General features: G+C 63.2%; 24 protein-coding genes and 1 pseudogene. 19 read left to right on the forward strand and 6 right to left on the reverse strand.

Annotated elements, in window-relative coordinates; translation table 11 throughout:
- Position 1: 1 nt before the first annotated feature.
- The 3 genes from urtB to C2I35_RS05120 all read right to left on the reverse strand — a co-directional run bounded on the left by urtB (position 2) and on the right by C2I35_RS05120 (position 3971).
- Positions 2 to 1957, reverse strand: a complete 1956-nt coding sequence (gene urtB, locus C2I35_RS05110) for an urea ABC transporter permease subunit UrtB (RefSeq protein WP_103761976.1) — start codon at positions 1955 to 1957, stop codon at positions 2 to 4.
- 71 nt (positions 1958 to 2028) lie between these two features.
- The gene (gene urtA, locus C2I35_RS05115) at positions 2029 to 3303 is read right to left on the reverse strand and encodes an urea ABC transporter substrate-binding protein (RefSeq protein WP_103761977.1); all 1275 of its coding nucleotides are present in this window, start codon (positions 3301 to 3303) and stop codon (positions 2029 to 2031) included.
- A gap of 293 nt (positions 3304 to 3596) precedes the next feature.
- Positions 3597 to 3971 (reverse strand): hypothetical protein, encoded by a 375-nt coding sequence (locus C2I35_RS05120; RefSeq protein WP_146049970.1) that lies wholly within the window; start codon positions 3969 to 3971, stop codon positions 3597 to 3599.
- Positions 3972 to 4111: 140 nt separating this feature from the next.
- On the opposite strand from C2I35_RS05120, the gene C2I35_RS05125 reads away from it, so the two are divergent.
- From C2I35_RS05125 to ureG, 8 genes are read left to right on the forward strand one after another with little or no spacing between them, the layout of a single operon-like run.
- A complete protein-coding gene (locus C2I35_RS05125) occupies positions 4112 to 5044 on the forward strand; it encodes an urease accessory protein UreD (protein ID WP_245890438.1) in 933 nt (310 codons plus the stop codon).
- Positions 5045 to 5049: 5 nt separating this feature from the next.
- Positions 5050 to 5352, forward strand: coding sequence for an urease subunit gamma (locus C2I35_RS05130; RefSeq protein WP_103761980.1), 303 nt, complete (start codon positions 5050 to 5052; stop codon positions 5350 to 5352).
- Between the two features lie 20 nt (positions 5353 to 5372).
- Positions 5373 to 5948, forward strand: a complete 576-nt coding sequence (locus C2I35_RS05135) for a HupE/UreJ family protein (protein ID WP_103761981.1) — start codon at positions 5373 to 5375, stop codon at positions 5946 to 5948.
- A 4-nt stretch (positions 5949 to 5952) separates the two neighbouring features.
- Positions 5953 to 6258, forward strand: coding sequence for an urease subunit beta (locus C2I35_RS05140; protein ID WP_103761982.1), 306 nt, complete (start codon positions 5953 to 5955; stop codon positions 6256 to 6258).
- A complete protein-coding gene (ureC, locus tag C2I35_RS05145) occupies positions 6258 to 8018 on the forward strand; it encodes an urease subunit alpha (RefSeq protein WP_103761983.1) in 1761 nt (586 codons plus the stop codon). The genes C2I35_RS05140 and ureC overlap by 1 nt, the downstream gene beginning before the upstream one ends.
- 5 nt (positions 8019 to 8023) lie before the next feature.
- On the forward strand, positions 8024 to 8497 hold the full coding sequence (locus C2I35_RS05150; RefSeq protein ID WP_103762469.1) for an urease accessory protein UreE: 474 nt from the start codon (positions 8024 to 8026) through the stop codon (positions 8495 to 8497).
- Complete coding sequence (locus tag C2I35_RS05155) at positions 8487 to 9125, forward strand: urease accessory protein UreF (protein ID WP_103761984.1); 639 nt, start codon at positions 8487 to 8489, stop codon at positions 9123 to 9125. The genes C2I35_RS05150 and C2I35_RS05155 overlap by 11 nt, the downstream gene beginning before the upstream one ends.
- Positions 9122 to 9745, forward strand: a complete 624-nt coding sequence (gene ureG / locus C2I35_RS05160) for an urease accessory protein UreG (RefSeq protein WP_103761985.1) — start codon at positions 9122 to 9124, stop codon at positions 9743 to 9745. Before C2I35_RS05155 ends, ureG begins: the two co-directional genes overlap by 4 nt.
- A gap of 563 nt (positions 9746 to 10308) precedes the next feature.
- On the opposite strand, the gene C2I35_RS05165 is transcribed toward ureG, so the two are convergent.
- Positions 10309 to 10764: a cyclophilin-like fold protein gene (locus tag C2I35_RS05165; protein WP_245890405.1), complete on the reverse strand. Its 456-nt coding sequence runs from the start codon at positions 10762 to 10764 to the stop codon at positions 10309 to 10311.
- Between the two features lie 340 nt (positions 10765 to 11104).
- On the opposite strand from C2I35_RS05165, the gene C2I35_RS05170 reads away from it, so the two are divergent.
- The 11 genes and pseudogenes from C2I35_RS05170 to C2I35_RS22720 form a co-directional block, all read left to right on the forward strand.
- The gene (locus C2I35_RS05170) at positions 11105 to 11563 is read left to right on the forward strand and encodes a (R)-mandelonitrile lyase (protein WP_103761987.1); all 459 of its coding nucleotides are present in this window, start codon (positions 11105 to 11107) and stop codon (positions 11561 to 11563) included.
- A gap of 60 nt (positions 11564 to 11623) precedes the next feature.
- Entirely contained in the window at positions 11624 to 12625 is a 1002-nt protein-coding gene (locus C2I35_RS05175) for a PQQ-dependent sugar dehydrogenase (protein WP_211286112.1), read from the forward strand.
- A 96-nt stretch (positions 12626 to 12721) separates the two neighbouring features.
- On the forward strand, positions 12722 to 13618 hold the full coding sequence (locus C2I35_RS05180) for a LysR family transcriptional regulator (protein ID WP_103762471.1): 897 nt from the start codon (positions 12722 to 12724) through the stop codon (positions 13616 to 13618).
- Positions 13619 to 13727: 109 nt separating this feature from the next.
- Entirely contained in the window at positions 13728 to 14489 is a 762-nt protein-coding gene (locus tag C2I35_RS05185) for a carboxymuconolactone decarboxylase family protein (RefSeq protein WP_103762472.1), read from the forward strand.
- Between the two features lie 50 nt (positions 14490 to 14539).
- Positions 14540 to 15184 carry an NAD(P)-binding domain-containing protein gene (locus tag C2I35_RS05190; protein WP_103761988.1) on the forward strand — a complete coding sequence of 215 codons (645 nt, stop codon included), beginning with the start codon at positions 14540 to 14542 and terminating at the stop codon, positions 15182 to 15184.
- Positions 15185 to 15195: 11 nt separating this feature from the next.
- On the forward strand, positions 15196 to 15591 hold the full coding sequence (locus C2I35_RS05195; protein WP_103761989.1) for a (R)-mandelonitrile lyase: 396 nt from the start codon (positions 15196 to 15198) through the stop codon (positions 15589 to 15591).
- Between the two features lie 355 nt (positions 15592 to 15946).
- Positions 15947 to 16594, forward strand: a complete 648-nt coding sequence (gene paoA, locus C2I35_RS05200) for an aldehyde dehydrogenase iron-sulfur subunit PaoA (protein WP_103761990.1) — start codon at positions 15947 to 15949, stop codon at positions 16592 to 16594.
- Positions 16591 to 17538 carry an FAD binding domain-containing protein gene (locus C2I35_RS05205; RefSeq protein WP_103761991.1) on the forward strand — a complete coding sequence of 316 codons (948 nt, stop codon included), beginning with the start codon at positions 16591 to 16593 and terminating at the stop codon, positions 17536 to 17538. The genes paoA and C2I35_RS05205 overlap by 4 nt, the downstream gene beginning before the upstream one ends.
- A gap of 4 nt (positions 17539 to 17542) precedes the next feature.
- Entirely contained in the window at positions 17543 to 19723 is a 2181-nt protein-coding gene (locus C2I35_RS05210; RefSeq protein WP_103761992.1) for a xanthine dehydrogenase family protein molybdopterin-binding subunit, read from the forward strand.
- A 520-nt stretch (positions 19724 to 20243) separates the two neighbouring features.
- A complete protein-coding gene (locus tag C2I35_RS05215; protein ID WP_245890406.1) occupies positions 20244 to 20894 on the forward strand; it encodes a class I SAM-dependent methyltransferase in 651 nt (216 codons plus the stop codon).
- A 289-nt stretch (positions 20895 to 21183) separates the two neighbouring features.
- A pseudogene (locus C2I35_RS22720) lies at positions 21184 to 21336 on the forward strand (IS3 family transposase); the annotation flags it as partial.
- Between the two features lie 283 nt (positions 21337 to 21619).
- Here C2I35_RS22720 and C2I35_RS05225 read toward each other — a convergent pair.
- Positions 21620 to 22540, reverse strand: coding sequence for a response regulator transcription factor (locus C2I35_RS05225; RefSeq protein ID WP_103761994.1), 921 nt, complete (start codon positions 22538 to 22540; stop codon positions 21620 to 21622).
- Complete coding sequence (locus C2I35_RS05230) at positions 22530 to 25877, reverse strand: hybrid sensor histidine kinase/response regulator (RefSeq protein ID WP_103761995.1); 3348 nt, start codon at positions 25875 to 25877, stop codon at positions 22530 to 22532. Before C2I35_RS05230 ends, C2I35_RS05225 begins: the two co-directional genes overlap by 11 nt.
- Positions 25878 to 26046: the final 169 nt, after the last annotated feature.

Below are 26046 nucleotides of genomic sequence, written 5' to 3' on the forward strand. Positions count from 1 at the left end.
GTCACGCCTCCGCCGCCCGGCCCTTGAGCGCGATGATACCGCGCGGCCGGAATTGAATGAAGAGAATGATGAACAAGATCATGTAGGTCTGCGCTGCCAGCGTATTCGAGGGGTTCAGCCATTCGATCCCTTTCTGCAGTGAGCCCACGAGGGTTGCGCCCAGCAATGTGCCCCAGATATTGCCGACGCCGCCCACGACCACGGTCATGAAGCTTTGCACGATGTAGTCGGCACCCATCTCGGACGTGACCTTGGCATATAGCCCGATGGCCACACCGGCGATGCCCGCGATGCCCGACCCGAACCCGAAGGTCAGCATATTGATCCGGTCGGGGTTGATGCCCATCGAGGCCGCCATGCGCGGGTTCTGGGTGACCGCGCGCACCTCCAGCCCCAGCCGGGTGCGGTTCATCACGACCAGGAACAGCGCAAGGAACAAGAGCGCCAGCACGAATATCGCGATGCGGATATAGCTGATCGAAACGATATCGTTGAACACCAGTGACCCGTCGAGCCAGCCCGGCGCCGTCAGCGGGCGGGCCTGCGTGCCAAAGATGTTCTTGGCGATCTGTTGCAGCGCGATGGAGATACCGAAGGTGGCCAGCAGCGTTTCCAGCGGGCGGTGATAGAGCCAGCGGATGACCAGCCGTTCCATCGCCACGCCCGCCGCGAAGGTCACGGCAAAGGCCAGCGGGATGGCGAGGATCACCGAAAGCGTCTGGTCAGGGATGATCTGCTGCACGACAAAGCCGGTATAGGCGCCCATCATGATGAACTCGCCATGGGCCATGTTGATCACGCCCATCACGCCAAAGGTGATGGCAAGCCCGATGGCGGCGAGGAAATAGATCGACCCGAGCGAAATGGCGTCGAGCGCGAGGTCGGCGGCCTGGTTGACGGCGACGCGGGTTTCGATGCCGTTGAGGGCATCCATCGCGGCCAGCGCGACGGCGGGCGGGGCGCCGGTAAAGACCTCGTAGAACGCGTATTCGCCAAGTGTCTCGTCGATCTCAGCCTCGGTAGCGACGGGGTCGACTGTACCTTGCTCGGCCAGCTTGGCATAGGCCATGTCGCGGGCGTCTTCGGTGTCCAAGGTGGCGACCTCGATTCCGGCGACTGCCGCGTCGTCGATATTGACCACGAGCGCCGCGGCCTTGTCGGTGCGGCTGATGCGGGGCTTGGCGAACCCTTCCGAGACCAGCAGGTCGTAGGCGTCCTCGCGGGGCAGGGCCTCGGAGCCGGGTTTCAGGACGCGGGCGATTTCGGGGCTTTCGGGCGCGGTTTCCGCGGCTTCTAGCCGGGTCGTCACCAGCGGGTTCAGCGCACCGCGCAAATCGACTCCCAGGTCGCCCTGGAAGCCTTCGATGGCGGCGATGCGTTCTTCTTCGGTTTCGCCGAAACGGATGGTCAGCAGACGTTCGAGGCGTTCGGCGCGGGCCTTGAGGGTCGGGCTTGTCTCGGCCTCGATCGCCTCGCGCAGGGGGGCCAGGTGCGAGGCTTCTGCGTCCCGCTCGATGTTGTCGATGGCGGTGCGGCGGGTTGGGAGGTCTTCGGCGGTCAGCTGGAATCTCACCAGCGCGGCGCCGATCATCTTGCGCACGCCGGAATTGGGTTTGGACTGCTCAAAGTCGTCGTCGGGCAACTCGCCCAGGGCCGTGTCCCCGGCAAAGTCGAAACCTCGGATAGTGTCGCGGTCGATTTCCTCGGCCCAGATGAAAAGGCCGGTCTCAGCATTCCGCCACAGCTCCTTGTCCTGCCACTTGCGCAGGACGGTCTGCGCCTCGGGTAGGCCACTTCCGGCGATGGCGTCGATGGTGGGGGCGACCTTGGTGCGCGATGGCTTCGCCAGCTGGTTCGCATGCTCCTGCATCAGTTGCTGGATCGGCGCATCCGCTTGCTGTGCCGAGGCGGGCAAGTATGCGAAAACAAGCGTGAGGATCAGCAAAAGACGTGCCATGCACGGGCCTCCCAAAGGGAAAAGAAGGGGGTGAAGGGCGGCGCAGGGTCCGCCCTTCAAGTCTTAGAGGGTCAGTAATTCGACTTGATCTGCACGCAGGTCTCGGTCTCGGTGTTGTACATACCGCACTCGAGTTCCTGCCAGTCGGACTTCAGCACAGCCGACTCCGGAAGGTAGTCTGTCCAGGCGTCGCCCGGCACTTCCTCGGTCTGGCTGATGATGTCGAATTGACCGTCTTCCTGGATCTCGCCGATGAGAACCGGCTTGGCCAGGTGGTGGTTCGGCAGCATGACCGCGGTGCCGCCGGTCAGATTCGGGAATTCCTGACCGTACATGGCGGTGCGGACCGCATCGACGTCGGTAGTGCCGGCCTCTTCGGCGGCGTTCACCCACATGTTGAAGCCGATGTAATGCGCCTCCATCGGGTCGTTGGTCACGCGTTCCTCGCCCATGCGGGCCTTCCATGCCTCGATCCATTCGGCGTTGGCATCGGTGTCGGCGGACTGGAAGTAGTTCCACGCCGCGAGATGCCCAACGAGGTTCGAAGTGTCGAGGCCCGACAGCTCTTCTTCGCCCACGGAGAAGGCGACGACGGGGATGTCATCGGCCGAAACACCCTGTGCTGCGAGTTCCTTGTAGAATCCCACGTTAGCGTCGCCGTTGATGGTCGAGATCACGCCGACCTGTTTGCCGCCTGCACCCAGCGCCACGACGTCCGACACGATCTTGGACCAGTCTGAATGGCCGAAGGGCGTGTAGTTGACGAAGATGTCCTCGTCGGAGATGCCCTTCGATTTCAGGTAGGATTCCAGGATATTGTTCGTGGTGCGCGGATAGACATAGTCGGTGCCTAGCAGCGCGAAGCTTTCGACGCCAAGTTCTTCCAGGAAGTAATCCGTGGCGGGGATCGCCTGTTGGTTCGGTGCCGCGCCGGTGTAGAATACGTTCTTGGAGCTTTCCTCGCCCTCGTACTGCACGGGATAGAACAGCAGCCCGTTCAGTTCCTCGATGACTGGCAGCACGGATTTGCGGCTGACGCTGGTCCAATTGCCGAAGATCACGTCGACCTCGTGCACGGTCAGCAGCTCGCGCGCTTTCTCGGCGAACAAGGGCCAGTCCGAGGCGGGGTCGACGACCACTGCTTCCAGTTCGCAGCCCAGAACGCCGCCTTTCTCGTTCTGCTGTTCGATCAGCATTTCCATGGTGTCTTTGAGCGTGGTCTCCGAGATTGCCATGGTGCCCGACAGCGAGTGCAGTACGCCGACCTTGATCGGGCAGTCCTGCGCCATTGCGGGCAGCGCGGTTGCCATCACGACAGCGACGGAGCTTAACAGCTTTTTTGACATTGATTCAGTCCCCTTTGCGTAACGCGCAGGGTGCTTGTGGGCAATATCCAAATGTCCCATATATCCCCCACGCAACATGTTGCGGAGTGCGGTGGTGATCTGGATTGCAAGGCCTGCACCATCGCACGTTCGACCGGACGGGATTCGTCCGCCGCACACAGTGCTTCCACATGCTTCTGCAAAGCGGCGAGGTTGCAGCGTGGCGATGGGCCGGAGTCTCCTGTCGAAGTCTAAATTTTCAGCGCAATCGGCAGTTTTCGCCTGTTTTTTGGGCGCTCTCTTTTTCGCGACGATCAGCTTTCCAGGAGCAAGCTTTCACAATAGTCGATCTCGACCTTCGCGCGGTGTCTGGCCCAACGGGCTATGTCTGGATCTCGTTCGAATTGTGCCATGCTCAGAATGTGCGCATGCGCGCTTTTCGCCTTTATCCGCTGATCCAGAAGGCTGCTGCGCATCTCGTTTTTCGTCACTGAGGCGAGCATGTCTTCGAAATGCGCCCGGCGCAGTTCCAGAACCTCCGCGTCTACGCTCCGCATCAACCAGGCATGTTCAAGCTCGGCGGAGAAACGTCCGGTGCAGCTCGCAAAGACCTGCGGCAGCGTCGTGGCGGCGGCTGGCCCACCTAGCATGATGCCGAGAACAAATGCGCCTGTCTTCATTCCGCTCATTTCCTGATCGTCCAGTCTAAAAATCCGGCAAGCAACATGAGTTTCACCGTTGCTCCAAGGGCCGCGATGGGTGTGGCCATTTCGTCCCGCGTGTGCCCAATTTTCGAGCATTACGGGTCAAAGCTGCCGAATTCTTGAGCGTGGCGGCATGGCGACGGGGCCTCCAGAAGGGCTTGGACTGGAACAGGGCGCATGGGGCGTGCTCGTTTCCGGTGTCCTCTCGCTCGGAAACGCCCATGCATCTCGTTCAAGACTTCAAGGCTTCTGCCGATGCACCGTGCCTTCCCCGGGCGGTCGGTGGGTTGCAGGTGTCGTCGAAGATGCGGGATGGCCATAGCTGGATCGACGGATTGCACAGTGCGGGATGCGCACGCGCTGTTTTTCCGCGCCGAAAGGATGCTGTCGAAGCTATCGTGGTTAACACCTCCGGTGGGCTGACAGGCGGGGATCGTTTTGACATCGACGCACGCGCCGGTCGTGACAGCAGGCTGGTGTTGACGACGCAAGCCGCAGAACGGGTGTATCGCAGTTCTGGTGGCCGTGCGCATGTCAGGACAAGACTTGCTGTCGAGGCCGGGGCGGCGATGTACTGGCTTCCGCAGGAATTGCTGGTTTTTGATGGCGCGGCACTGGACCGACGGCTGGAGGTCGATCTGTCCGAAAAAGCCGCGGAGTTCGTGATGGCCGAGCCGATCGTCTTGGGGCGTACGGCGATGGGCGAAGTGGTCAACGATGCGACTTTTCTCGACCGCATCAGCGTTCGTCGCGGCGGGCAGCCGGTCTATGAAGACCGTCTTGCCCTGACAGGGGATATCCCGGCGCTTTTGGTCCAGGCCGCGACCGCTGGCGGGATGCACGCGATGGCAAGCGCGCTTTATGTCGGCCCGCGGGCAGAAGCCTTGCTAAAAAAGGTCCGCGGGTTTCTGTCGTCAACTGGCGGTGCCAGCCTTCTTCGTCCCGATACCCTCGTGGTCCGCGTGCTTGCACAAGATGGTTTCCTGCTGCGCACGGTGCTGTGCCCGGTGCTGGAGGCGCTGTCGGGTGCCACACTTCCCAGATCCTGGAGGCTTTGAGAGAAATGCAACTGACGCCAAGAGAAAAGGACAAGCTGATGGTCGCGATGGCCGCCGAAGTGGCGCGAAAGCGGCTGGCGCGGGGGGTGAAGCTGAACTATCCCGAAGCGATTGCCTTGATCACGGACGCGGTTGTCGAAGGCGCACGGGACGGCCGCACTGTCGCGGACATGATGACCGCCGGGGCCGAAGTGGTTTCGCGCGGGCAATGCATGCAGGGCGTGCCTGAAATGATCCATGAGGTTCAGGTCGAAGCCACTTTTCCCGACGGCACCAAGCTTGTCACCGTTCACAATCCCATTCGCTAAGCCCACAGGAGACCACCCTCATGCAACGCCTCGCCATTTCCCTCGTTCCCGCTTTGCTGGCTGCCGGCCCGGCGCTTGCCCATCTCGATCCGGGTGCGCACGGCTCTTTCGCGGCGGGTGCCTCGCATCCGGTCTTTGGGGCCGATCATATCCTTGCGATGGTAGCGGTGGGGCTGTGGGCCGCCAGCCTTGGCGGACGCGCATTTTGGGCGTTGCCGGTGGGCTTCGTGGCCGCGATGACGGGTGGGTTCGTGCTGTCACTGGGTGGACTGCCGCTTCCCATGGTCGAGCCGATGATACTTGCCTCTGTCCTCTTTCTTGGCCTGTTGGTCGCCATGGCGGCGCGGTTGCCCTTGCCTGGCGCGGTGGCGATCGTGGCGGCGATGGGCGTGTTCCACGGTCACGCGCACGGGGCCGAGATTGGCAGCGCGGGGGCGTCAGCCTATCTTGCCGGGTTTGTCGCCGCGACGGCGGCGCTTCATGCATTGGGGGCCGCGGCAGGTTGGACGCTGGGCCGTTCGGGCGGCGCGCTGATGGCGCGTGGCGCCGGGCTGGCCGTCGCCATGGGCGGGTCCGCATTGGTCATGATTGGATAAATCGATGATCCCCGGAGAAATCTTTCCCGCCGAAGGCACGCTGGAGCTGAACGCTGACCGCCAGGCGATCACGCTGGAGGTGGCGAATACCGGCGACCGGCCCGTTCAGGTGGGCAGCCATTATCATTTTGCCGAAACGAACCCAGCCTTGGATTTCGACCGTGACGCCGCACGCGGCCACCGTCTTGACATCGCGGCCGGCACCGCCGTGCGGTTCGAACCCGGACAGCGGCGCGAGGTGCAGCTGATCCCGATGTCGGGCGCGCGCCGCGTGTACGGCTTCAACCAGCACATCATGGGAGAGCTGTAATGCCCGCCACGATCTCACGGGGCGACTATGCCGCGATGTTCGGCCCCACGACGGGCGACAAGGTGCGTCTGGCCGACACGGACCTGATCATCGAGGTCGAACGTGACCTGACCGCCTTGAACGCAGGCGCCGCCACGACGGGCGGTACCGGAGATAACGCCACGCTCTACGGCGAAGAGGTCAAGTTCGGCGGCGGCAAGGTCATTCGCGACGGAATGGGCCAATCCCAGGCGACCCGGGCCGAGGGCGCGGTCGATACGGTTATCACCAATGCGCTGATCGTCGATCATACCGGCATCTACAAGGCTGATGTTGGCCTGAAAGCGGGGAATATCCACAAGCTCGGCAAGGCCGGCAATCCCGATACGCAGCCCGGCGTCGACATCATCATCGGTCCCGGCACCGAGGTCATTGCAGGCGAAGGCCGCATCCTGACCGCAGGCGGGTTCGACAGCCACATCCATTTCATCTGCCCGCAACAGATCGAGGATGCGCTGCATTCCGGCCTGACCACCATGCTGGGTGGCGGTACGGGGCCCGCGCAAGGGACGCTTGCGACGACCTGCACACCCGGCCCCTGGCATATCGGGCGCATGTTGCAGGCGGCGGACGCTTTCCCGATGAACCTCGCATTCGCGGGAAAAGGCAACGCCTCGTTGCCCGGCGCGCTGGAAGAGCAGGTCAATGCCGGGGCCTGCGCGCTGAAACTGCACGAGGATTGGGGCACCACGCCAGCCGCGATCGACTGTTGCCTGTCGGTCGCCGACGCGATGGATGTTCAGGTGATGATCCACACCGACACGCTCAATGAATCGGGCTTTGTCGAGAACACGGTGGCCGCGCTCAAGGGGCGAACCATTCATGCCTTCCACACCGAGGGTGCGGGCGGCGGCCATGCGCCGGACATCATCAAGATCTGCGGGCAGGAAAACGTGTTGCCGTCGTCTACCAACCCGACGCGACCTTTCACCGTGAATACGCTGGAAGAACACTTGGATATGCTGATGGTCTGCCATCACCTCGACAAATCGATCCCCGAGGATATCGCGTTCGCCGAAAGCCGCATCCGGCGCGAAACCATAGCTGCAGAGGATATTCTGCACGACATGGGGGCCTTTTCGATCATCGCCTCCGACAGCCAGGCCATGGGCCGCGTCGGAGAGGTGATCATCCGTACGTGGCAGACCGCGGACAAGATGAAGAAACAACGCGGGCGGCTGGATGAGGAGTCTGGCGAAAACGACAACCTTCGTGTCCGCCGCTACGTCGCCAAATACACGATCAACCCCGCCATCGCGCATGGTATTTCGGGCCACATAGGCTCGATCGAGGAAGGCAAGCGGGCCGACCTTGTGCTGTGGAACCCGGCGTTTTTCGGGGTGAAGCCCGAGATGGTCCTGATCGGCGGCTCGATTGCCTGTGCGCAGATGGGCGACCCGAACGCCTCGATCCCGACGCCACAGCCGGTCTACACGCGACCCATGTTCGGGGCATTCGGGCGCGCCGTCGAAGCGTCGGCCGTGACTTTCGTTTCGGCAGCCGCCGCGGATGCGGGCATTGGCGACAGCCTGGGTCTGGCCAAGCGGACACTGCCTGTTCAAAAGACCCGCGGCATCGGAAAAGCCGATCTGAAGCTTAACGATGCCTGCCTCGAAATCGACGTCAACCCCGAAACCTACGAAGTGCGCGCCGACGGCGAGCTGCTGACCTGTGAGCCGGCCAGCGAATTGCCCATGGCGCAGCGCTATTTCCTGTATTGACCGCCATGACCCAACTCCCGATCGCCCAACACCTGCACAAGGCCGGAACCTGGACCGGTGACGCGGCACTTTGTGCGCTGTCCTACGAAGACCGGTTTTTCCGGCGCCGCAAACTTACCGTCGATCAAGGATGGTCGCTCGTGGCCGATTTCGAACAGACGGTATCCTTGAACGACGGGGACGCGCTGGAAACCACCGACGGCCGTCTCGTGCGGATCATCGCGGCCCCGGAGGCGCTGTTGGCCGTGTCGGGGTCCGATCTGGCGCGGCTGGCCTGGCATATCGGCAATCGGCACACGCCTTGCCAGGTGGAGGCTGATCGGCTTTTGATCCGCGACGATCCGGTGATCGCGCATATGCTGGCGCATCTGGGGGCGACCATGACGGCGGTTGCCGAGCCCTTCAAGCCCGAGGGCGGCGCCTATGGCCACGGCCGCACGCACAGCCATGAGCACGGGGCGACGGCGCATGCCCACTGATGCCGAGCTGCTGACACTGGCGCAATGGCTGTCCCCGGCCTATCCCATCGGCGCTTTTGCATGGTCGCACGGGATAGAGCAAGCCATCCGGGATGAACAGATCAAGGAAGCCGACACCTTGCAGGCATGGCTGCGCAGCTGCCTGAACCAAGGCGGGGGCCGCAATGACGCGATCTGGTTGCGGCTTGCCGCCGGACCAGGCGATGTGACCGAGATCGATTCGCGGAACCGCGCCTTCGCGCCCTCCGCCGAACGCCTGTCCGAGACCGTGCGGCAGGGAGCAGCCTTCGTGCGCACGACCAACGCCGTCTGGGGGCTTGATCTTCCGCAGCTGACCTTGCCGGTTGCAACAGGTCGGGCGGCGCATCTCATGAAGCTCGACATTGACGCCTGCGTGCTGCTTTACCTGCAATCCTTCGTCTCCAACCTTGTGTCCGCCGCGCTGCGCCTGATGCCGCTTGGCCAGACAGACGGGCAACGCGTGCTGGCCGCGCTTCAGGCTGACGTGATCCGGGTGGAGGCCGAGACGCGCGGCGCGGTCCCTGACGACATTTTCAGCAACGCGTTTCTGTCCGATATAGCGTCGATGCGGCACGAAACTCTCGAACCGAGGCTATTTCAGTCATGACCAGGATGAACGGCCCCTTGCGCATCGGAATCGGCGGTCCGGTCGGCGCGGGCAAAACCACGCTGACCGCCCGTCTTTCAGAGGCGATGAAAGACAGGTTTTCGATCGGCGTGATCACCAATGACATCTATACTCAGGAAGATGCGGACGCCCTTGTGCGGATGCAGATCCTGCCCTCGGACCGGATCATCGGAGTTGAAACAGGGGGCTGTCCGCACACGGCGATCCGTGAAGACGCGTCCATCAACCTCGCCGCTGTCGCCGAGATGCGTGAACGCCACCCGGATCTCGAGGTTGTCCTGATCGAGTCGGGCGGTGACAACCTGTCCGCCACGTTCAGCCCGGAACTGGCCGACCTGACGGTCTATGTGATCGACACGGCGGCGGGAGAGGAGATCCCGCGCAAGGGCGGTCCGGCGATAACACGCTCCGACATACTGGTGATCAACAAGACCGACCTCGCACCCCATGTAGGCGCTTCGCTCGACGTGATGCGACAGGACGCCACGCGGATGCGCCAAGGCCGCCCGTTCATTTTCACATCGCTCAAGTCGGGTGTCGGTGTCGACGAAATTCTTCAGGAAATCACGATGATTTCTGGTCTTGGCTCGACACAATAACGGCTCTTCTGTTTTGGCGTACTTGCGTTTGCTTGCGTCACGATCCGCCCGTTTGTCTTTAGGTAACAAAGGACCCTCCGAACAAATCGGCATTCTGATTTCCTTTCACATAGGAACACCACCCACCGGACTCCAGTCCGACGCTGCCCGAAGGCGGCGCCCATATTTTCGGGATTTGTTGATAAGGATCAATTGGCTCTTAGTTTTCGGTCACTTCAAGTTTATGATCCAAAGATCCGATTGATTAGACTAGGTAGGCAGTTCATGGCATTCACGTCGTCCTTCAGTCTCTTTCAATCGCCTTTCCTGCGCGCCTAGAGTGGAGCGCAAAGTGCCGTCCATGATGTCTTGATGGGCTGGAAGGATACAACAAAAGCTGGCCACCTATTCCCGACGATAGCATCTGTTTGCCTCTTTAACATTCATGCCCACGTTACCGCGGTGGGAAATCCGGAATGCTAACATATCGGCCATGGTGTTGGGGTTCTCCTTTACCACGGAACGCCAGCAGCCCCGCACGCGTAACATACGCAGCCCGGTCAGGATTGGTGCGAGGACAGTTATCAGTCGGCGAGTTCGATGCGCACGGAAAAATCCCCCGCCCGCATCAACGGCTCGAGCGAACCGTCAATCTCGCCCAGCCGCAGCAGGCCTGCCGAGGACTGGAATGGCTTGTAGAAGATCGCGAGGTTGCCCCATGGTCGATACTGCGTGATGTCACCCGGCTCGGGTTCATAGGCGCGCGGCGCGCCCGTGTCGTCGAGCTTTCGGTCAAGGTTGGCGACCTTCTCGATGCCGTGGTAATCGCTGAGCGTCAGGTCGATCGGGAGCATCGATTCGAAGTCCCGCGCGGCAGGGGTGTCGTCCAGCGTCGCGGGCATCACCTCGTCTCCGACAATAACGTTGATCCGGGTCATGGCACTCCTGCTATTGAAATCATCAGCATTTCCGGCCTTGGCCGGTGCAAAGAAAAGGGCCGCAGCGGTCAGTGCCAGTGGAATATCGGGTCTGCCGGCCATACTGGGTTTCCTTCCTCGCCTCGCCAGCACTCTAACCGCTACGACGGCGGAGAATAGGGGGAAGATGTCGCTTCCACTCATGAGCCACGGCCATCAGTATGACGGCATTCCGCCCTTCAGGTCCATGCCGGCCCGGGTGCCGGCCCTGTCGACAAGGATGCGACAGCGAGCCCGGCGGTTCACGATCCACTCGCAAGCGTACCCGTTCATGAATGCGTCTCATGGGTGGATGCCGCCTGCGCCGCATTATCCCGGCTGATACGCACTCTACCTTGACTGTGAGCGGCGCGGGACGTGCCCCGCCGCAAGGCCGCAATTCGACGAAAGGAGACATCCCGTCATGAAACACCTTATCGGAACGACCCTCGCGCTTGGGCTGGCCGCCCCGGCCGCTTTTGCGCAATCCCAGACCATCACCCAGACCGAAGATCGCGGCGGGCAGATCGGGAGCGAAGAAACCTTTACCGGCACCGCCTATGTCGCGCCCGTTTTCCCGCCCGAGATGAACGGCGTCAGCGCGGGCGAGGTGACATTCCTGCCCGGGGCCCGCTCGGCCTGGCACACGCATCCGGTGGGGCAGATGCTGGTGGTCACCCACGGCACTGGCTGGGTGCAGGAACGCGGGCAGGAAAAGGAGGTCATCCAGGCCGGTGATGTCGTCTGGTGTCCGCCGGAAACTGAGCACTGGCACGGTGCGACCGACACCACCTCGGTGACGCACTATGCCGTCCAGGGAAACGAGGACGGCTCGGCCGTGACCTGGGGCGAGCATGTCACCGATGAGGAATATGCGCAGTGACCTTTCGGCGGTCCGCGTTGTGCGGGCCGCCTACTCTCAGGCTTTGGAGCTTTCGTCGACATGAAACGCGTTCTGCACTTTTTGACCGCAGCGATGCTGGCGCTGCCCGCGCATGGCCAGACGATTGAAACGGTTCTGCCCGACCTGAACTACCCCTGGGACATCGAGGCCAGTAAAGGGAGTCTCTATATCACGGAAAAGGCCGGCACCCTGTCGGTGCTGGAAAACGGCGAGTTGCTGCGCCTGCCGGTGGTCACCAGTGTGCCGATCCTCGACGACCGTGGCGGTGGGCTGCTTGGTCTCGCGCTGAGGCCGGATTTCACTGAAAGCGGGCGTGTGATCCTGTATCAGCACCATGGAACGCCCGAGAACCGCAGGAACCGGGTTATCGAGGTTGTGCGCGACGGCAATGCCTGGCGCGAGACGCGGGTTCTTGTCGAAGACATCCCCGGTCACCCGCTCTACAACGGTGGCCGCGTCGCCTTTGGCCCGGATGGCATGCTTTATGTCACCACCGGGTGGACCGAGAACCGGGAGCGGCCGCAGGACCTGCAGAGCCTGGCGGGCAAGGTCCTGAGGGTCACGCCTGAGGGCGACGTGCCCGGCGACAATCCGTTTCCGGGCTCGCCAGTCTATTCGCTGGGGCACCGCAATCCGCAGGGCCTTGCCTGGAACGACGACGGCGTGCTGTTCGTCGCCGAGCACGGGCAGTCCGGCCAGGACGAGGTGAACCGCGTCGAGGCAGGCGGCAACTATGGCTGGCCGCTGATAAAAGGTGACGAGACGCGGGACGGGATGCATGCGCCGCTGGCGCAGTCCGGGGGCACAACCTGGGCGCCGTCGGGCCTGGCCTGGGACGGTGAGACTCTGTTGTTGGCAGGACTTCGGGCGCAGGGTGTGCTTGCCGTGACCGAGGACGGAGAGGTGCGCGAAGCCTTCCACGCCGGCGAACGGATACGCGACATCGTTGTCACGCAAGAGGGTATTCTTGCCATCACCACCAACCGCTCCCCGCGCGGCGACGGCGCCTCGCGCGACCGGCTCATCCGGATCCTTCCGTAACTCGCAAGCGCATAATGCATGGACTTTATGAGCCAAGCACATATATCCGGAGGCGAACCCGCCATGATCACCGACAGAGAGATCAGAGCTTCCGCCATGCTACGAGAAAACATCAACGACCTCATCGCGCTGGCCGCCGTTGCGGAGGAACGCAGCTTTACCAGGGCCGCGGCGCGGCTGAACGTGTCGCAATCCGCGCTCAGCCACACGATCAAGGGGCTGGAAAAGCGGCTTGGCCTGCGCCTGCTGACGCGCACGACACGTTCGGTTGCACCGACGATCGAGGGCGAGGATCTGCTGGCCACGCTGAATCCCTGCTTCGAGAAGATCGAGTCTAGGCTTCAGGCGCTGAACGATGCGCAGGACCAGCCGACCGGTACGGTGCGGATCGTCGCGGTGGAATACGCGATAGAGTCCCTTCTGTGGCCGAAGCTGTCCCCGGTGCTCAAGGCGCATCCGGCGGTAAAGGTCGAGTTCGTGGTCGATTACGGCTATTCGGATCTTGCGGAGTCGCAATGTGATGCCGGTGTGCGGTACGGCGAGCAGGTGAGCGAAGGCATGATCGCGATGCGGATCGGGCCGGACGAGCGGATGATCTGTGTCGGCGCCCCTGACTACTTCGAGACGGCAGGTGTGCCCGAGACGCCGCAGGACCTGACGAGCCATCGCTGCATCAACCTGCGCCTGTCGACGCATGGCGCGCTCTACGCCTGGGAGTTCGAGGATGCTGACGGAAACGAGATCCGGGTGAAGGTGCAAGGGCAGGCTGTTTTCAACATGATCAACCCTGTCCTGCGTGCGGCCACGGACGGTCATGGTCTTGCATTGGTGCCAGAACGCCTGGCGCAGGAGAAGCTCGATGCGGGTGAATTGCGCATCTGCCTTGACAGTTATTCGCCGTATTTCCCCGGTTTCCATCTGTACTATCCCAGCCGGCAACGCCCGTCCTCGGCGTTTCAGGTCGTTCTGGATGCACTGCGCGAGCGTGCGTGAGGGTTCATGAGCCAAGCTCATGAGTGGCTTGGGGCCGGACGGCATTAACGTTTCTTCCGAAGCGACCAGATCATGGGGCAGTTACAACATGATCCGAAAGGTTTTCCCCATGAAGACGCATTTTGCCGCTTCTGCCCTCTCCCTCCTCGCCGCGTCCGCCTCGGCGCAGACACCGGCTGAAACACTTCCAGACGCCGTCGGCAGCGTGGCCCCCGCGCTGGAGGCCTATTCCCAGGATTCCCTCTTCGGGTCCGTGTGGCAGTCCGAAGACCTGTCCGTGCGCGACCGTTCCCTGATCACCTTCGCCGCCCTGATGACCCGGCACGAGACGGAAGACCTTGGCGATTACATCGCCCTCGCGCTTGATGCCGGTGTGACGCCCGCCGAGATTTCCGAGACGATCACGCATCTTGCCTTCTATTCCGGCTGGGGCAACGCAACCGCTGCCGCCGAGGCCGCCGCCCCGGTCTACGAGGAGCGCGGCGTGAGCGCCGAGGACCTGCCGGACGTCGATCCGGAGCTCCTGCCGCTGGACGAAGAGTCCGAAGCCGCTCGTCAGGAGAACGTCCAGGGCACGTATGGCGAGGTCAGCCAAGGTGTGGTGGACAACACCGAGCAGCTGCTTTTCCTCGACCTGTGGCTGCGCCCGGCGCTGGCGCCGCGGGACCGCAGCCTCGTTACCGTGGCCGCACTGATCGCCGCCGGTCAGCCCGAGCAGATGACCTTTCACCTGAACCGCGCCATGGACAACGGCCTGACGCAGGAGGAAGCCGGCGCGGTGCTGTCGCACCTGGCCTTCTACACGGGCTGGCCGCGCGTCTTCTCGGCGATGCCGGTGGCCAAGGACGTGTTCGCAAACCGCTCTGAATGAGCCTTTGCCGGCGGGGACAACCCCCGCCGGTTCATCAACAGGAGACCGGAATGAAGATCGGCATCATCGGAAGCGGCCTGATGGGATCGCAGCTTGGGCGGCTCTGGGCTGCCAGCGGGCATGCGGTCACGTTCTCGTATTCCCGCAGCGCGCAAAAGCTTGAGCGGCTGGCGCGAGATGTAGGCGCCGCGCATGGCAGCGTGGCAGAGGCCGTGTCCGGGACCGATGCCGTTCTGCTTGCCGTCCACTGGTCGCGCATCGTCGATGTACTGGACCAGGCAGGAGACCTGAGCGGTGCGGTCGTGCTGAATTGCTGCGTGCCATTGGATGACAGCAATACCGACCTCGTCGTCGGAACCACCACCTCGGGGGCCGAGGAACTGGCGGCGTTGCGGCCGCGCGCCCGCTGGGTGTCGTGCTTCAACACCGTGCCGTCTGAAGCCTTCGGACCGGTCTTCGACCGCAGGAACCAAAAGCCGCGGCCGCAGGTTCTTACCTATGGCGACGACGAGGGCGCAAAGGAAGTGGCGCGCGGCCTTATCCGCGAAGCCGGCTTCGAGCCGCTGGAGGCCGGTGGTTTGCGCACCGCTCGCTTCGTCGAGCCCTTTGCCATGGTCACCGCCGAACTGGCCTATGGCCAGCCCGGAGGTCCGGCCCTGACCTACCGTTTCGAAAAACTGCGCGCTGCGCATTGAAAGGAAAAGACATGAAGATCACCCGTTCCGGCAGCTCGCCGTCCAATCCGGGACCGGAAGACTATTTCACCGGCACCGTTCGTATCGACCCCCTGTTCCAGGCCGAGGAGCCCGGCCGCACCAGCGGTGCGCACGTCACCTTCGAGCCCGGCGCCCGCACCGCCTGGCACACACACCCCGCGGGCCAGACGCTGATCGTCACGTTCGGCCGCGGGCGCGTCCAGCGCGACGGCGGGCCGGTCGAAGAAATCAGCCAAGGCGACGTGGTCTGGTTTCCCGCCGGCGAAAAGCACTGGCACGGTGCCGATGCAGATACGGCGATGAGCCACATCGCGATCCAGGAAAGCATCGACGGTACGCCGGTCACGTGGCTGGAGAAGGTTTCGGACGCCGATTACAACGGCTGATCCGGCGCCATATTCCGCCAAGGATGAAGCCGACGCCCGCGTGCCACGGAACTGGGAGGCGAGACCACGGCCCGCTGGCGCGCGGTGGACACTGTGCGAAAGCCTGCGACCCGCGGACCCGCAAGCCGAAGCCGACGTGCCGCTGCGACGCCGAAGACAAACCCGACCGGAGGGGCGTCACCATCACGGATGGATTGCACCTGCGTGGCAGCGAGACGTGCATGCGCTGCCCCGTGCCGGTCAACTCATGAGCCCGGTTCATCGGTGCTATCGGCTACCGCAGACTGTGCAGCGGCGGCGGAGGCGCTACGTGAACCTGTACATGATTGCGAGACAGGTCAGGAAGGAAACTCATATGAGCCCGCCCCCCATCGAATTCGAACTTCGGCGCAGAACGCTGCTGGTTGGCACGGCTGCCGCCGCACTAGGAGCCGGCGTTGGCCGGAGCGTCGGCGCACAGACGGACAACGGAACCGCGCCGGCCGGCCCCGAGACGACCGACATCACCGTCACGGTCAACGGCACGCCGCAGGACATGACCGTCGACAACCGCGTCACGCTGCTTGATGCCCTTCGTGAACATCTGCACCTGACCGGCACCAAGAAGGGCTGTGATCACGGCCAATGCGGCGCGTGCACGTGCACCGTCAACGGATCGCGGATCAACTCGTGCCTGAGCCTTGCCGTCATGCATGACGGTGACGAGGTTGAAACGATCGAGGGTCTCGGCACGCCCGATCAGATGGAGCCGATGCAGGCGGCTTTTGTCGAACACGACGGATTTCAGTGTGGATACTGCACACCGGGCCAGATTTCGTCTGCCCGCAAGGTGATCGAGGAGATCCGCGCAGGCATCCCCAGCCATGTCACCGCCGACCTGACGGCCGAGATCGCCATGACCGACGCCGAGATCCGCGAGCGGATGTCCGGCAATATCTGCCGCTGTGGGGCTTATTCCAACATCCTCGCCGCCATCACTCAAGTCGCGGAGGAGCAGACATGAGAGCGTTTTCCTACGAAAAGCCGGCCGATGTCGCCGCTGCCGCCCGCGCAGCCGAAGCAGACGGCGCGAAATTCATCGCGGGCGGGACCAACCTGCTGGACCTGATGAAGCTGGAGATCGAGACGCCGGCCCATCTGATCGACGTGAACGGTCTTGGACTGGACGAGATCACGGAGACCGAGGACGGGGGGTTGCGCATCGGCACGCTGGTGTCGAACACCGATCTGCTGGCCGACATACGGACCCGCCGTGACTATCCGGTCCTGACGCGGGCACTGGCCGCCGGCGCATCGGGCCAGTTGCGCAACAAGGCGACAACCGGTGGCAACCTGCTGCAACGCACGCGCTGTCCGTATTTCTATGACACGGCGATGCCCTGCAACAAGCGCGAGCCCGGATCGGGGTGCGGTGCATTGACCGAGGGCGCGTTTTCGCGCCAGCTGGGGATCATCGGCACGTCGGACGCTTGCATCGCAACCCATCCTTCCGACATGGCCGTCGCGATGCGTGTGCTTGATGCCACGGTCGAAACGGTGACCCCCACGGGCATGACGCGCCGTATTGCGCTGGAAGATCTTCACCTGCTGCCGGGCGACACGCCCGAGATCGAGACGGCGCTGATGCCGGGTGAGCTGATCACCCATGTTAGCCTACCGGCGCCGGTCGGCGGAACGCAGGCCTATCACAAGGCGCGTGACAGGGCCTCTTATGCCTTTGCGCTGGTGTCCGTCGCGCTGATCCGTCAGCCGGACGGCACGGGCCGCGTCGCGCTGGGCGGGATCGCGCCGAAACCCTGGCGGTCGGACGCGGCCGATGCCGAGGTGCCGAACGGCGCCCGCGCGGTGATGGCCAACTTGCTGGAAGGCGCGCGCCCGACCGAAGAGAACGCGTTCAAGATCACCCTGGCAGAGCGGACGCTTGCCGCCATGCTGGCAGAGGAGTAACCCCATGCAGTTCACCGAACCCGCAGGACAGAACCTGTTCGACAATGCCCGCATCGTCGGCCGGCCCGCGCACCGCATCGACGGCCCGCTCAAGGTGACCGGCACCGCCCCCTATGCCCACGAACGGCATGACGTGGTGCCGGGCCAGCTCTACGGGTATCCGGTCGTTGCCGGCATATCGCACGGGCGCATAACCGCCATGGACGCTGAATCCGCGCGGAACGCCCCCGGTGTCCGGGGTGTCGTGACGACGCTCGAGATCGAGCCGCTGGGTATCTGGGATTACAACGTCGCGCGTCTTTTCGGCGGCGACGTCATCGAGCATTACCACCAGGCGATCGCCGTGGTCGTGGCCGAGAGTTTCGAGCAGGCGCGCGCCGCGGCCGCGCTAATCGAGGTCGATTACGAGGAGGGCGATCCGGCTGATTACGATCTGGACGCGGCCTTCGAGCGGCTGGAAGGCACGGGCGAGCCGGGCACGATGGTGGGAGACGTGGACGGCGCGTTCCGCGACGCTGCCGCAGTGGTCGACCAGATGTATCATACCCCGTCCGAGAGCCATCAGATGATGGAGCCTTTCGCCTCGATCGTCGATTGGTCCGACGGCGAAAACATGACTGTCTGGACCTCGAACCAGATGATCGAGTGGAACCGACAGGCGCTGGCGACCAATTTCGGAATCGAGCCGGACAGCATCCGGGTGGAAAGCCCGTATGTGGGCGGCGGCTTTGGCGGCAAGCTCTGGCTCAGGGCGGACGAGGTGTTGGCGGCGCTCGGGTCACGCGCGGTCGGAGCACCGGTACGACTGGCGATACCCCGACCAATGATGATGAACAATTCCACGCACCGGTCCGCGACCGTCCAGCGTATCCGGCTGGCCGCCGATGCCGACGGGCGGCTTCAGGGTATCTGGCACGAGGCGGCCTCGCATTCGCTGCCGGGGGGGCGGGGCGAGAATGCCACAGCGCAGACGCCTTTCTTCTACGCTTCACCGGCCCTGCGCGTGCAGCATCATATCGTCGAGATGCCGCTGCCCGAAGCCTCGGACATGCGTGCCCCCGGCGAAGCCTCCGGGTTGATGGCGCTGGAAATCGCCATGGACGAGATGGCCGAGACGCTGGGCATGGACCCGGTGCAGCTGCGCATCATCAACGACACGCAGGTGAACCCGTCGAACCCGGAACAGGATTTCTCGGATCGTCATTTCGTCGAGTGCCTGGAGCGGGGGGCGGAGGCCTTTGGCTGGTCGGAGCGCAATGAGACGCCGGGCGGCCGTCGCGAAGGTCAGTGGCTGATCGGGCACGGTATGGCCGGCGCCTATCGCGGCGCCCCCACGCTGGCCTCGGGCGCGACGGTGCGGCTGTCCGGCGGACAGCTGGTGGTCGAGACCGACATGACCGACATCGGCACCGGCTCCTACACCATCCTGGCGCAGACCGCGGCAGAGTGCCTAGGCCTGCCGCTCGACGCGGTGGAGGTCCGGCTGGCCAACAGCGCCTATCCGGTGTCTTCCGGCTCCGGCGGTCAGTTCGGGGCGGCGAGTTCGACCGCTGGTGTCTATGCAGCCTGCATTGGACTGCGCGAGCAGATCGCCGAGCAGCTGGGGGTCGACGACCTCGAGTTTCGCGAGGGCCGCGTCACTGGCGGCGACACCGACATGGCGTTGGCCGATCTCGAAGGCGAGCTTGAGGCAACGGACACGATGGAATGGGGCGAGTTCAAGCAGGACTATGTCCTTGCCACATTCGGTGCGCATTTCGTCGAGGTGGGCGTGCATGTCGGCACCGGCGAGATCCGGCTGCGCCGGATGCTGGCGGTCGCGGATGCAGGACGTATCCTGAACCCCATTACCGCCCGCAGCCAGGTCATCGGCGGTATGACCATGGGTGTTGGCGCGGCGCTGTCCGAAGAGATGGCGCTGGACAGCGGGCGCGGGTTCTTTGCCAATCACGACCTCGCCGGGTACGAGGTCGCCGTCCATGCGGACATTCCCGAACAGGAGGTCATCTTCCTCGACACGCTCGACGCGATCTCGACGCCGCTGAAGGCGAAGGGCGTCGGCGAACTGGGGATCTGTGGCGTGGCTGCAGCCGTAGCCAATGCCGTCTACAACGCCGCGGGCGTCCGCGTCCGCGACTATCCGGTCACGCTGGACAAGTTCATCGACCAGTTGCCCGAGGTCTGAATTCAGAGGGCGGACCCAGGGTCCGGCCCGTTGCATATCGTGGTGCCACTCGTGACCTGGCCCCCTGAGAGCATGACACCAAACCACGCCATGGCTCCCGAAGAAATCTTCGGGAGCCATCTACCCTCAAGGACGACTTGGCAGGAGATTCTTGCCGTTCAAGTGGCGGTCAAATTGACTTTTATTGCCTTGCGGTCAAAACCGCCCGCATGGTTGAGAAGGATTTCCACATAGTCGTCCGGTCAGCCTGTATCCCCTTGGCGGGATGCCAGCATGACGATCACGCGACCTGACCACGCCGATTGCCAGCCTCGGCCCTGCTCTTTTGGACGAGGGACACTGGTGTGGAAAACGTGCCTCGTATCCCCTTACTTTGGAGATGAACATGGCACAGAATATCTCCGACAATCCCGAATTCTTCACCGGCTACAGCTAGCTTCCCCGGCAGGTGCAAGGGCTGGACGGGGCGCCGGAATGGAACGCCATCCTTACCGTGCAGCCGGACGTAGCAGGCAAGTGCGTGGCCGATCTGGGCTGCAGCTTTGGTTGGGCGTCCCGCTGGTTCCGCAAGAACGATGTGATCTCGGTTCTGGGGGGCGATCTATCGGAGAACATGATCAACCGGCCACGGGCCGACGCAGACGATGCTGCAATCGACTATCGCATTGCCGATCTCGACACGCTCGACCTGCCGGAAGCCGCGTTCGATCTGGTCTGTAGCGCGCTCACTTTCCCTTGCGTGCGGGATTTCGGTCGGCTGATGGGCGCGATCCACCGCGCGCTGACACTCGCCGGAGATCTAATCTTCACCATTGAACACCCGATCTTCATGGCGGCTTCCCATCCGCATTGGACTGAAGACGAAGACAGGCGAAAAACATGGCCTGTAAACGGGTATTCGGCGGAAGGTGAACGCCGCACCAACTGGTTTCCACGAAGGGGTTCTGAAGCAGCATCGGAAACTGGCGACCACGATCAATACCCTGATCGGCGTGGGCTTCACCCTGCGCCGGATCGAGGAGTTCGCACCGACACCGGGCCAAATCGCCGTGATGCCAGAGTTGGCCGACGAGGTGGGACGGCCAATGATGTTGATGGTTTCGGCATAAAAGACCTGATCTCGTTGCCTCCCGGTCCTACCGGCCAGGCGGCATGCTGTCGAATGTCGTGAAATGGCTCGTAGCGGTCGTCGAGTTGCGAGCCCTGACAGCACTCATCTGGACTTGCCCTCGAAAAGTGGAGAGCATCAACTGAGGAACCAAAAGGCGTACTATGTCCAACGGGAAACGACCGACGCCGGAATTTCGTCGTGAAGCGGTGCGACTGGCGCTGACGAGCGGGCGCACGCGACGTCAAATCGCCGACGATCTCGGCCGACCGCTCAACGCTGACACGCTGGGTGAGGCAGGATCGCGACGCTGAGGAGCCTGTTGAAGACCTGCCAGCGTCTGCGGCAGGCTATGGTTCACCTTGCAAATAACCGCACGGCCTTCGCCCTGCCGAATGGCACCTATGGTAACCCACGGATGCATCGGGATCTCGTCGGCGACGGCCATCGGATCGGGCGTCACCGCACGGCTTGGCTGATGCCGGAGGCTGGCCTCGTGGCCCGTCAGAAGCGGCCGTTCAAATGGACCACGGACAGCGAAAACGCCATCGCCAGATACATCGACGGGTTCCATAACCCCGTCAGGCGACACTCATCGCTCGGCTTCCTGAGCCCTATCGCCCTCGAGCGCAGGGCCCTCGAAGTGCGCTAAACGCTCTCCACAAGACTCGGGCAAGTCCACAAGTCCGATTGAGGCGCTTTCGCTGCAATAGTCTACTAATAAAACATTCCGATTGCTGCCCGCCGATCATCTCAGAGGCACAACTACTCTGGTGCAAAGCAAGCTTTCAAACGCCGTGCAGCGCCCGGTCCGCCAGAACGGCGGCAGAGGTACGGTTGTCCACCCCCATTTTGTGAAAGACCTGCTCGAGATGCTTGTTGACCGTCCGCGCGCTCAGCGACAGGATTTCCGCGATATCGCGGTTGGTCTTGCCGTGCGACAGCCACAACAGGACCTGCGCCTCGCGTGTGGTCAGCGCAAAGGTCCGCGCCAACTGCTCATCATCGCTGATCGCCGTCTCGACCTCCTTTAGCCGCACAACGGTTTCGCCCTGGACTTGCCCGAGGTATACAAGGCTCAGCCGCCCCTCGACATAGGGCTGCGCATCCGACATCGGCTGCGCCCCCAGCTTTGCCAGCCACGCCTGCACCGGCAGCGATGCGACGCCGTCTTCTGTCAGTGGTGTTTCCGAAAGGCGTTCGACCGCCTGCGGCGTGCCCCAGCTGATCCGTCCGTCAACTGCAAAGCTGACCACCGTCTGCCCGGCATAGTGCAGCGCGGCGCGGGCCGACTGGATCGCACGAGCGTTCAACACGTGCGTTGTGATCCGCGCGAGCAGTTCCTCGACGACTACGGGCTTGGTGATGTAATCCACACCCCCGGCCCGCAACCCTTTCAGGATATGTTCGCTTTCAGTCATTCCGGTCATGAAGATCACCGGCGCGGGTGTCGCGCCGGGCGCGGACTTCAGCCGCCGAGTTGTTTCGAACCCGTCCAGTTCCGGCATCAATGCGTCCATCAGGATGACATCCGGCTGCACCCTTTGTGCCAGCTTGATGCCTTCCTCGCCCGACCGCGCCACCAGCACGGTCATCCCGTTCTCTTCCAGCGCGCGGGACACGAGCCCCAGCGTTTCGGGTGCGTCGTCGATCACCAGCGCGATGAAACGGCCGGCGGCAACGGTGTCAAGCAAGGCATCAGGCGGCATCTTGCATCATCTCCTTCAGTATCCGGGCGATCCCGGGCAGGTCAAACACCTCCAGGTGGCGGCGCACTCGCGCGACCTGCCCGCTTTCCGGTCCGGTCCCGGCCGTCATCGCATCCAGTTCCCGCGCGATACCCGCGGCGTGGCCGATCTCGGCCAGCCGGATCATCCGTGCCAGCGCATCGTCGGGTATTCCGGCCGCCGGCCCAGCCTCTGTTTCGGGAGCTTCGGTCGTAAGCTCCACCTTCAGCAGACCGGCCATCCGCGCCAGGAAATCGCTGAGCGAATAGGGCTTTACGATGAACGCGTCGTAAAGCTGTTCGCGGTCGATCGACTGCCGCGCTTCGAGAGCGTGGCCCGTCACCATCATGATGGGGGTCGAGCGGTACGCAGGCCGGTCGCGCAGTGCCTGCGCTAGTTCCCAGCCAGTCATCCCGGGCATGTCGATATCCAGCACGAAAAGGTCCGGTGTCACGTCCTCCAGCGCCTTCAGTGCATCCTCGCCGCACGGCATCGCCTGCACGAGGAACCCCAAAGGCTTCAGCGTGGCTTCCAGGAGGCGCAGGTGATTCATGTCGTCATCGACCACCATCACCGTCTTGCGCACCCCGACATAGCCCACCGCCATGGCGCGCTCCTGCATGTTCCACGCGGCACTGGGAATGGCGCTCTCACGCAGCGACGGCAGCATCAGGCGCACCGAGAATGTTGTGCCTTCGCCCGGCACACTGTCCACAGTGATCTCACCGCCAAGGATATCCACCAGCAGCCGCGTGATAGTCAGGCCCAGCCCCGATCCGCCCGGAGAGCTGGTCGAGAATCGCTCGAACGGCTTCCAGATTCGTTCGAGGTTTCCTTCTTCGATCCCGGTCCCGGTATCGCTGACCTCGATCCGCGCGACCTCGTTGCGATAATGCAGGTGCAGGGTCACGGTGCCCTGGGGCGTATAGTTGATCGCGTTGGACAGCAGGTTGATGATGATCTGGCGTAGGCGCTTCTCGTCGAACTCGATCCACTCGGGCGGATTTCCCGAGGTCTGGATCCCGAAATCCAGCCCCTTTTCGCGCGCCTGCCGCTTGAAAACCGCCGCGATCTGCCGCAGCAGCTCGGGCAGGTTGATCCGGTCACGGTAGATTTCCAGCCGGCCCGCCTCGATCTTGGAAATGTCCAGCAGGTTCTCGATCAGCGCCGCCAGGTGCTCGGACCCGCGTCGAATCGCCAGTACCGCCTCGCGTCGGCCGGCGGGCATGTCGCGGTCCTGTTCCAGCAGCTGCGCATATCCGTAGATCGCGTTCAGCGGGGTGCGCAGCTCGTGGCTGATCCCGGCCATGTAGCGCGTCTTGGCCAGGTTCGCGGCCTCGGCCTTTTCCTTGGCGGCCTGCAACGCCGCGTCAGTTCGGTCGTGCGCCCGGATCTCGCGCAGCAGGCGCTGTGTCTGAAATTCGGCCTCGTCGCGCGCCTTGTGGTGGCTTTCGCGGAACAGGATCAAGGTCCAGACCACGATCCCATTCACCACCAGCAACGTGCAAAAGATAATCGTCAGCACCGCGTCCAGCTGTTCGCTCTGCGCCCGTGCGCGGATCAGAAGCAACAGCCCCGCCACTACCGACGACGGCACCGCCGTGGCCATGAAGAACACCGACAGTCGCGCGGTCAGCAGGTCGATCGCCCGTTGCGGCAACGTCCTGCGCAAGGCGCTCATCCACATCGCGCCCAGCGTGGCATGCGGTTTGCAGCTGTCCCGACACGAGGCATCCAACGTACAGCACAGCGAACAGATCGGCCCGGCGTAGAACGGGCAGTCGGTCATGTCTTCGCGGTCGAACCGGTATTCGCAGACACAGCAGGTCTGCGCGCCTTCCGGTGTGGTAGGCTGCGGCGCGGTATCGGGGCGCGCGATGTAATACTTGCCACCCGTACCCCACGCGATCAGCGGTGCCACGACAAAGGCCGTGGCCAGCGCGATCAGCGCCGAGAACGGCTGCAAGATCGTCCCCGCCCCGCCCAGCAGCACAAGAATGGAGACCAGAACCGCGGCAAGCATTGCACCTGTGCCCACCGGGTTGATGTCGTAAAGATGCGCGCGCCGGAACTCGATGCCCTTCGGGCTCAGGCCCAGCGGCTTGTTCACAACCAGATCCGCCGTCAGCGCGCCGATCCATGCCAGTGCCACGTGCGAATAAAGACCAAGGATCGATTCGATGACGTGAAAGACGCCCAGTTCCATCAGCATCAGCGCGATCGACACGTTGAACACCAGCCAGATCACCCGTCCGGGATGCGAATGGGTAATTCGGGAAAAGAAGTTCGACCAAGCGATGGACCCGGCATAGGCGTTCGTCACGTTGATCTTCAGCTGCGACAGGATCACGAACGCGCCTGTCAGGGCCAGTGCCACGAAGGGCAGGGTGATCACCTGGTCGAATGCCGTGAAATACATCTTTGTCGGGTCGGTGGCGTCACGCGGCGGCACCGCTGCATCGATCGCCAGCACAAGCAGGAATGATCCCGCCAGCATCTTGGCCACGCCCAGAACCGTCCAGCCCGGGCCGGCGGCCAGCAGGGCGAGCCACCACTTGCGGCGCTCGGCAGGGGTCCTTGGTTCGCGCAGGAAGCGCAGGAAATCGACCTGCTCGCCGATCTGCGCGATCAGCGACAGCACCACCCCCATTGCCGCCCCGATCATCATGATCGTCGGCCCGTCGCCGCCGCGCTGGCCGGTGAACTGGGTCCACGTTCCGAGGTCGACGCCGGAATAAGCCAGCAAGGCAAAGGGCAGAATATGCAGCACGACCCAGAACGGCTGGGTCCATGTCTGGAAGGTCGAGATCTTGGAAAAGCCGTTGACAACCAGTGGGATGACTACGACCGCGGACACTAGGTACCCGATCCCCAGGGGTACGCCGAAACAGAAATCCAGCGCGAAGGCCAGGATTGCGGCCTCTAGCGCGAAGAAGATGAATGTGAAGGTTGCGTAAATCAGCGAGGTGATGGTCGAGCCGATATAGCCGAACCCCGCACCGCGAGTCAGCAGGTCGATGTCCACACCGTATCGCGCGCCGTAATAGCTGATCGGCAGGCAGGTCAGGAACAGGATCAGCCCCGCCAGCATGATCGCGATGATAGCCGCGTCGAAGCCGTAGATCAGCGTCAGCGCCCCGCCGATCGCCTCCAGTGCCAGGAACGAGATTGAGCCGAGCGCGGTGTTGGCCACGCGTCCATAGCTCCAGCGCCGCGCACGCCGCGCGGTATAGCGCAGGGCGAAGTCCTCCATGGTCTCGTTGGCGACCCAGCGGTTGTATTTTCGCCGTCCGCCCGTGGCGCTGAATGATATGGCCATCACCTATCCAGTTTTCGCATTTCGAACCCGGGCGTTCTGATACACACGATGGTGTCCCCGAGCCGGCCCGTTCCTGCCGCAGACATCCCGCGCGTTCGCTTGCGCGTCTTCCCGGTACAGGCCCGATCTCGGGTGCCATACTGCCGGGTAAAAACACCTAACCATATAC

It is taken from the genome of Roseovarius confluentis (assembly GCF_002917925.1).
Lineage (GTDB): Bacteria > Pseudomonadota > Alphaproteobacteria > Rhodobacterales > Rhodobacteraceae > Roseovarius > Roseovarius confluentis.